Here is a 1,021-nt window from a genome sequence, read left to right as displayed (position 1 = left end):
GCGACACTTTGAAGTAGCCTACAGCTGCGACTTTACTCATGCCGGCATGGAGAGCAACCTTGCTTCCGGTGCCGATGTGCGCCGCGAAGGTTTGCTGCAAAGCCTGTCTGCACGCTATCGTACCGGCGGACGCCTGCCCTTAACGCTTACTTTGCGCGGCCTTACCCACCTTTATGTGGAAAAGGCAGGCGGGCAAGGGGAAAGCATGCTCACACGGCGCATGACGCCGGTAGCCAATCTTTCGTGGCAGGCGGTGAACGCTCCGCGGGCATCGCTTCTTTTGAGGGCCTCTTTTCAGGACCTTTTCCGTCTGCCCACTTTCTCCGAGGCTTATTACTATCATCTCGGTAGCAGCGATCTCCGTCCCGAGCGTACGCGTCAGCTGGGCGGCGGTATGGCTTTTTCATACGGCAACCGGCGTTCGGACGCCGGCATGCTCTGGACATTATCGGCCGATGCCTATGCCAACCACGTGAAGGATAAGATTATGAGCGTGCCTTACAATCTTTTCATTTGGCGGACGGTGAACATGGGACTTGTGGAGGTTGCCGGCATCGATCTGTCTTTGGCAGGCCGTCAGCCTTTGATTCCGCAACACCGGCTCTATGTGGCGGCAAACTATAGTCTCCAGCATGCGGCAGACCGTACCGCGCCGGGGAGCGAGGGATACGGCCGGCAGGTGGCCTATACACCGCTGCACAGCGGCAGTGCTTCGGCGGCGTATGAAAATCCGTGGATGAACTTAGTGGTGCACGCCACGTTCTCGTCCGAACGCTGGAGCACCAATGAACATCTGTCTCAGACACGCCTGCCGGCTTATGTGGAAGTGGGGATCGGCGTTTACCGCTCTTTTAGTCTGGGCTGTGCGGCAATAGACGTAAGGGCCGATTTGCTCAATGCCTTGGACCGGCAGTATGAAGTAGTGCGCCGCTATCCCATGCCGGGGCGCGCTTACCGCTTTGAGGTGAAAGTGACGTGGTGAGTAGAAAATTGGCCGGCAAACGTGTGGACGACATGAGAC

1 protein-coding gene is annotated in these 1,021 nt (G+C 57.8%); it reads left to right on the top strand.

Features of this window, described 5'->3' with window-relative positions:
* Nucleotides 1-982 (top strand): TonB-dependent receptor (locus C5S62_RS01820; RefSeq protein WP_133159460.1); only part of this gene is annotated, 982 nt, incomplete at its 5' end.
* Nucleotides 983-1,021 lie beyond the last annotated feature (39 nt).

This window comes from Prevotella sp. MGM2, from assembly GCF_002933955.1.
In the GTDB taxonomy this organism is placed as follows: domain Bacteria; phylum Bacteroidota; class Bacteroidia; order Bacteroidales; family Bacteroidaceae; genus Alloprevotella.
Note: the sequence above shows the minus strand (reverse complement) of the source record. Positions and strands in the feature narration are given on the sequence as shown.